Annotated in this window: 7 protein-coding genes; 2 read left to right on the forward strand and 5 right to left on the reverse strand. The window is 62.6% G+C overall.

Annotated features, from left to right (window positions below; all coding sequences use genetic code 11):
* Positions 1 to 21: 21 nt before the first annotated feature.
* From M5G17_RS27345 to M5G17_RS27365, 5 genes are all read right to left on the reverse strand, one after another.
* A complete protein-coding gene (locus M5G17_RS27345) occupies positions 22 to 1374 on the reverse strand; it encodes a glutamine synthetase family protein (RefSeq protein ID WP_273895971.1) in 1353 nt (450 codons plus the stop codon).
* Between the two features lie 23 nt (positions 1375 to 1397).
* Positions 1398 to 1955 (reverse strand): helix-turn-helix domain-containing protein, encoded by a 558-nt coding sequence (locus tag M5G17_RS27350; RefSeq protein ID WP_273895972.1) that lies wholly within the window; start codon positions 1953 to 1955, stop codon positions 1398 to 1400.
* A gap of 12 nt (positions 1956 to 1967) precedes the next feature.
* On the reverse strand, positions 1968 to 3257 hold the full coding sequence (locus M5G17_RS27355) for an NAD(P)/FAD-dependent oxidoreductase (RefSeq protein WP_273895973.1): 1290 nt from the start codon (positions 3255 to 3257) through the stop codon (positions 1968 to 1970).
* Positions 3258 to 3356: 99 nt separating this feature from the next.
* Positions 3357 to 3650, reverse strand: a complete 294-nt coding sequence (locus M5G17_RS27360) for a helix-turn-helix domain-containing protein (protein WP_130264133.1) — start codon at positions 3648 to 3650, stop codon at positions 3357 to 3359.
* 160 nt (positions 3651 to 3810) lie between these two features.
* A complete protein-coding gene (locus M5G17_RS27365) occupies positions 3811 to 4266 on the reverse strand; it encodes a multidrug/biocide efflux PACE transporter (protein WP_273895974.1) in 456 nt (151 codons plus the stop codon).
* A gap of 175 nt (positions 4267 to 4441) precedes the next feature.
* On the opposite strand from M5G17_RS27365, the gene M5G17_RS27370 reads away from it, so the two are divergent.
* On the forward strand, positions 4442 to 5437 hold the full coding sequence (locus M5G17_RS27370; protein WP_273895975.1) for a hypothetical protein: 996 nt from the start codon (positions 4442 to 4444) through the stop codon (positions 5435 to 5437).
* Positions 5438 to 5511: 74 nt separating this feature from the next.
* Entirely contained in the window at positions 5512 to 6291 is a 780-nt protein-coding gene (locus M5G17_RS27375; RefSeq protein ID WP_273895976.1) for an alpha/beta fold hydrolase, read from the forward strand.
* Positions 6292 to 6484: the final 193 nt, after the last annotated feature.

The raw sequence follows: 6484 nt of genomic DNA on the forward strand, positions 1-6484 counted from the left end.
GGGCTTGCCCCGCGATAACGTCTATAGAAACCAGCGATACTCCCGCGCACTCACCTCATGCATGAAGGCCAGATGGTCCTGGCGCTTGTTTTCGCAGTAGACCATGATGAACTCGCTGCCCAGCCGCTCGTTGACCACCGGGTGATGACGCATGGCCGCCACCGCCGCGAGCATGTCCTTGGGAAAGTCGATTCCACTGCTGCGGTCTTCATTGAGCGGGGAAATGGGCTCCTTGCCGGCCTCCAGGCCATGCTCCATGCCGCTGAGAATCGCCGCCAGCACCAGGTAGGGGTTGGCGTCGGCACCGGCCAGGCGATGCTCGATGCGCAGGTTGCGCGGGTCTGACTCGGGGATGCGAATACACGCGTCGCGGTCTTCAAAGCCCCAGCTGGCGCGGCTGGCGGCATTGACCATGGCGCCGTAGCGGCGCATGGCGTTGTGGTTGGCGGCGAAGATCGGCATGCACTGCGGCAACAGCTCCAGGCAACCGGCCACGGCGTGGCGCAACGGCCGCTGCTCATCGGCGGCCAGCAGGTTGTTGCCTTGCTGATCGTAGAGGCTGACGTGTACGTGCATGCCGCTGCCCGGTGCGTCCAGGTACGGCTTGCTCATGAAGCTTGCGCGCATGCCGTGCTTGAGCGCCACGCCGCGGGTGCTGCGGCAGAACAACGCGGCCCAGTCGGCGGCGCGCAGGCCATCGTCGCAGTGGCCGAAATTGATCTCGAACTGGCCGGGGCCGAGTTCTGCGGTGATCACATTGGCGTCCACACCTTGCTCGTTGGCCGCCTCGACCATCTCCCGCAGCACGTCAGAGTAGCGCGACAGGCGCTCGATGTGCATGTTCGGCTGGTCGTCCGGGTCATCGCTGAAGGGGTCGCGGGGGAACTGTGGCAGGCCGTCCTTCAAGGTGCGGTCGAACAGGTAGAACTCCAGCTCAAAGGCCACCACCGGACGAATGCCGCGGCGTTCCAGGCGCTGTAGCACCCGCGCCAGCACTTCGCGGGGCTCGAACTCGATCGGTGCGGCGGTGCCGTCGGAGCTGATCAGCATCTGCCCCAGAGGCTGGTTCTCCCAGCGTACCGGCTTGAGGGTGCCGGGGATCAGGCGTCGGGGGGCGTCCGGGTCACCGTCGTTGAAACAGTAGTCGCCGATCGGGTGCAGGCCGCCCTGAACCCCTAGCAGCACGCAGTTCTGCGGCAGCTTCAGGGCGCTGCCGGCGGCGACCTTTTCGAGCATGTCGATGGGGTAGCGCTTGCCATAGAAATGCCCGGGAATATCCAGGCTGATCAAGTCGACATAACGCACCTGAGGATGCTCGGCGCGAAAGGCGCGTACTTCACTAAGCAGATCAGGGCAGTCATTTATTGTTGTCATTACATGCGATCCTGCGCTTGGTTTCAACGGAATACCCAGAGTACCCGGGTAGTGTGTTCGGTCAGATTGGCGTATCGAAACTGGCTGTGCGGCGGCAGTTGAAAGCTGTCGTTGGCCTGCAGGGTAACCGGCACCTCAGCGTCATCGAGCCAGAGGCTCAACTCGCCTTCAAGCACAAAGCCACCTTGCTCGGAGCTGTCGTCCAGGTGCCCGTCACCGCTGCTGGCGCCTGGCGCCAGGTGGCTTTCGAGCATGGAAAAGCCGCCGGTGAGCTTGGGCGATACCAGCACGTCGGTGATTCCGGCGGCGTAGTACAGGGTGCGTCGCTCCCCAGGGCGGGTGACCCAATCCACTTGTCGAGGCTTGCTCAGGTTGTAGAAGTAGGTGGTCGGCACGCACAGGGTTTCGCTGATGGCAGTCAGGTCGGCCACGGTCGGCCGTGACAGACCGCGTTCGACCTGGGACAAAAAGCCCACCGAGCGATCGATGCGTTCGGCCAGTTCGCCAAGGGTCAGGTTGCGGTGCTTGCGCAGGTCGCGGATGAGGATTGCCAGGCTTTCGATTTCTTCCTGCATGTCCATCGGATGTTCCTCTCAAAGAGTGTCGCGCAGGCGGTACCAGGCCTTGGCGGCGGCTTCCAGCGGGGCGGCGAACAGGTCGCCGCCGGGGAAGCGGCCTTTGTCGATGGCCTGGTACAACGCCAATAAATCGTGGTCGCCGAGGATCGCATCACTGACCGCCCGGGCGCCGGCCAGGGTCGGCAGCACGCCATGGCCAGAAAAACCTTGCAGCCAGTAGCGCTGACCCTGGCGGCCGATGTCCGGGGTGCGGCGCAGGCTGCAGTCGATATGGCCGCCCCAGGCGTAATCGATGGCCACGCCTTGCAGTTGTGGAAAAGCCCGCTCCATGACGGGCCGGGTGGCCGCGGCGACGTCCTTGGGAATGCCGCCCAGGTAGGTGCAGCCGCCACCGAACAACAGGCGATGGTCCGGGGTCAGGCGAAAGTAGTCGGGGACAAACTGGTTATCGATCACACAGCTGTTGTGCGGCAGCAGCGAGCGGGCCAGGGCCGGGTCCAGCGGCGCGGTGGCGACCTGGTAAGAGCCTACCGGCAGCAGGCGCTGCGACAGCGGGCGGTCGAGCTGATCGATATAGGCGTTACAGGCCAGCACCAGCACCTCGCTGCGCACCTCGCCCTGGTCGGTGCGGGCAACAAAACCGGCCGGGGTGTTACGGTAACTGAGCACCCGGCTCTGCTCGAAGATGCGCCCGCCGGCCGCTTCGATGGCAGTGGCCAGGCCCTGGGCCAGTTTCAGCGGGTTGAGGTGGGCGCCTTCGGCGTCATGCAGCGCCGCCTGGTAGCGCGGGCTGCCAATCCATTCCGGCAGTTCGTCGCGTTCGATCACCCGCAACTGGTCATAGCCCCATTTGTCCTCGGCCTCGCGCACGGCTTCATGCAGCATCGCTACGCGCCTGGGCAGCACCGCGGCCCACAGGCTGCCACGCCGGTAGTCGACCTCGAAGCCGTGACGCACCGGCAGTTCGCGCATCTCACTGGCCGCCCAGCGCATGCTGTCCCACAGCCGCCGCGCACGCTCCTGGCCAAGCGACTTTTCCAGCGGCGCCATGTCGCACGACCAACCCAGCAATGCCTGCCCGCCGTTACGCCCCGAGGCCGCCCAGGCCACGCGACTGGCCTCAAGCAACGTCACCCGCTTGCCAGCCAAGGCCAGGCGCAGGGCCGTGTGCAGGCCACTGAAGCCAGCGCCAATGATCAGCACCTCGGTGTCCAGGCGCTCCTTTAGGGTAGGCCGCAAGGGGATTGGGGCAGGGTAGGTCTGGGCGTAGACGCTTGCGACATGCTGGGCGGACTGCTTGAACATGACGGACCTCGTGAATTTTTATTGGTATTTTTTCATGAAAAACTACCAGATAAATTTCACGTGGCCAAGCGGTGTCCGAACGTGGTTGGCGCGGCGTGTCTAGACCGCAGGTTTGCGCTGGTGCTTGAGGCTGATGATCTCATCGGCCAGGCGTGGGCTGTAGCTGCGCGTGGGAATACCGGTCAATTGCTCGAACATCAGCGCGAACTTGACGTCCAGTGCGCGCTTGCCGGTCATGTAGGCATTAAGGGTGGTCACGCTGACCCCAAGCTCGGCGGCCATGCGTCGCTGGGAAACCCGCTCGGTCTGGCGTTGCCTGGCCTTGAGTGCGGCAAATGCCTTGCGCAAGGCCAGCAGCTCTTCTTCTTCCCACACCCACAGATTACCGCTCATGATTCGATCTCAGTCACACGGAGTAAGTCGAGCCATCCGTTGCTGGAATCGCTGCATCCTACATCTGCTACTTGTTACTTACCCAACCTATGCGGTCGGCCGTATTGCCATCATACGCTTCGTGCGCTCCAAACCAGTAGTACGCTGCCATGAATATGGGTTACTGCGCCCGGACCAGGCTTGCCGGAGCGCTCACCAGGCGCTGACGCAGGGTATCGTAGGCCCAGTTGTAGGCCATGGTGTAGGGCAGCATGAAGGCGAAGAAGCCGATCTCCAGCACAAACGCCTGCACCAGCGACACATCGAGCATCAGCGCCGCGATCGGCACGCCGATCACCACGAAACCGGTTTCAAAGCCGCCGGCATGCAGGGCGCGAACCTTGATCGTGCGCGCAACCCGGCTGGCAGGCCAGAAACGGTCGAAGGCGGCGTTGTAGAGCATGTTCCAGACCATCGCCACGGTCGACAACACCACCGCCAAGGCACCGACCTCAAGCATCGAGCGATCCAGCAACCAGGCGCCGATCGGCGCGCAGATCAGCACGGCGATGACTTCAAAGCCGACGGCATGGACGATGCGCTCAGCGAAGGATTTTTGGGTGGCTTGCAGTTTCATGACGTCACCTGAAGGTGTGTTTTGGTGAGGTCATTGTCATCGCTTTTTTGCCTATATAAAAAATAGATACCATCGTAAAAAGCGATAGTATTTTCACCCTGTAGGATCTTGTTTGGGCAAGCAGCGCAGCCTGGATTATCCTGCGCGGCCTGTCATGAGGTTAACAAGGACGTCCATGATCCCTATCGATCCATTCGCCATGATCGTCGGCTACATGATCTTCATGGCGTCCGCCGTTTCTCTCTGGCTGCTGCTTGCCTGCCTGCTGGCCTTACTGGTTCCGCGGTGCAGGCGCTATATGCTGGGGCGGCCTTGGCGGTTCGGTTTTCTGGGCGTGGGCCTGGCGGTTGCTGGCGTGCCCTACGCCAAGATCGAGGTTAGCCATTGGCTTGATTGGCGTGCGCACAACCCGCGCCTGGAGCGCGAGGAGGTGCTGGGTGACCTGGTGCTGCCTGCGGGCACGCGGGTCCGGCTGGAGTACCTGGAACCTTTCAACGACCTCAGTGGCAATCCCGTCCCTTATGGTATGCACAGCCTCGAACAAGCCGACTTCGAGCGTACGTTGGGTAATATCATGGGTATAGGCGTGCGTCGCCTGGAGCTATGGCAACACCATGGCTCGGCGACGCTGGAGACGGTGGCGGCTACCGACGTGCAGGGCTTCAGGTGTGAGCCAGGCAAGGTCGAGTTCCACTTCCCGTTCGGTGCCCATTTCCGATTCTCCGAGTGGCGCCTGGAAGGCTGCATGCTGGCGCCCGGTAGCGAGCTGGGAGGCATTGTCTGGCCGGGGCCGGTCAGGGTGTTTTCCATCGAGGGCGATGGATGGGAGGCGAGGGCCGAAGACACACCGACCCAGCTGCTGGGGTTGGAACTGGGCTCGCTGAGCATGCGCCTGAGCGGGCCTCACGGTGATGTGCTCAGTTGGCACGGCGTATTGACCCGTGCCGTCGATTTCGGCCCTGTGCACTATCGCACCGGCATTGAGGTCCGCAGTTTTCAAGGCAATCTGCTGTTCAGTCCGCCCGCGCAAATACCGGCCTTGGATCGGCGTACAGGAACACCCATCGAGGCCGACCACTCGGTCGTGCAGAGTATGGCTGGGGAGGTACTGGCGGTGCGCCCGAACCACGAGGTTGGTGTGCACTTTTTCGATGAGATCGTGATTCCCTGACGTATACCTCCAGGCTCGTGTGGGAAACCTGATGTGAACAGTGAAGTTGCCAATTTTTGCCGATGGAGACGCACATGACTGCAACTGGACAGGCCCCGGTGATTTTCATCAATGGCCTTATTGGTACATTGAAGTGTCAACTGATCGAACAGGCACTGGCCGGCAGGCCCTGTGAGGCGCCAGACCTGCTGGGGTATGGCAGCCTGACCGGTGTGGGCGCGGACAGCATCGGCATTGCCGCGCAGGTCGAACACATCGAACAGTGGATCGGGCAACGCTTCGGCCCGCGCCAGGTGCATGTGGTCGGGCACTCAGTGGGGGGGGTGGTGGCTTACCTGTTTGCCTTATGCCACCCGCAACGGGTGCTGAGCCTGATCAGCGTCGAAGGCAATTTCAGCCTCAAGGACGCCTTCTGGTCCTCGTCAGTGGCACGTTCCCCTGCCCATGAAGTGGCGGCCTTGCTCACCGGCTACCAGGCCCAGCCTCGGACTTGGCTGGCGCGCTCCGGTCTGGAGGGTGAACCGGCGTTGCTGGACCGTGCGGCGCGGTGGCTCGGGCATCAGCCGGCCAGCACCCTTCAGGCCATGGCCCGGTCGGTGGTGGCGGTCACAGCCAGCCCGGACTACCCGCAGCAACTGCAGGCCCTGTTCAAACAAGTGCCAGTACACCTTCTGGCAGGCGAGCAATCGCTGGCCGGTTGGGATGTGCCCGCCTGGGCCCGGGAAATGGCTGAGGGCGTGACGGTGATGCCTGGCTGCGGGCACTTGATGATGCTCGAAGACCCGCTCGGTTTTGGTCAGCAGGTGGCTGCGATCCTGGAACGGCTTGAGGAGCGCAAACACGTGGCACTCTAACGCTGCGCAGCAGGCCAGGCTAACCGTGCGCACAACAGATGGAAAAGCACGGCAGTGTGGAAATGGGCTTTAATACCTGCGCAACTTATCGGCACCCGCATTGGATTTCGACCACGTACGAAAGATGGATCTAACGGCGAGCCCTGCACTCCACTTGCTTTGTTCATCACCCCCCCGTGTCAGGCTACTTGTC

The sequence above is a fragment of the Pseudomonas rubra genome, assembly GCF_028656935.1.
Lineage (GTDB): Bacteria > Pseudomonadota > Gammaproteobacteria > Pseudomonadales > Pseudomonadaceae > Aquipseudomonas > Aquipseudomonas rubra.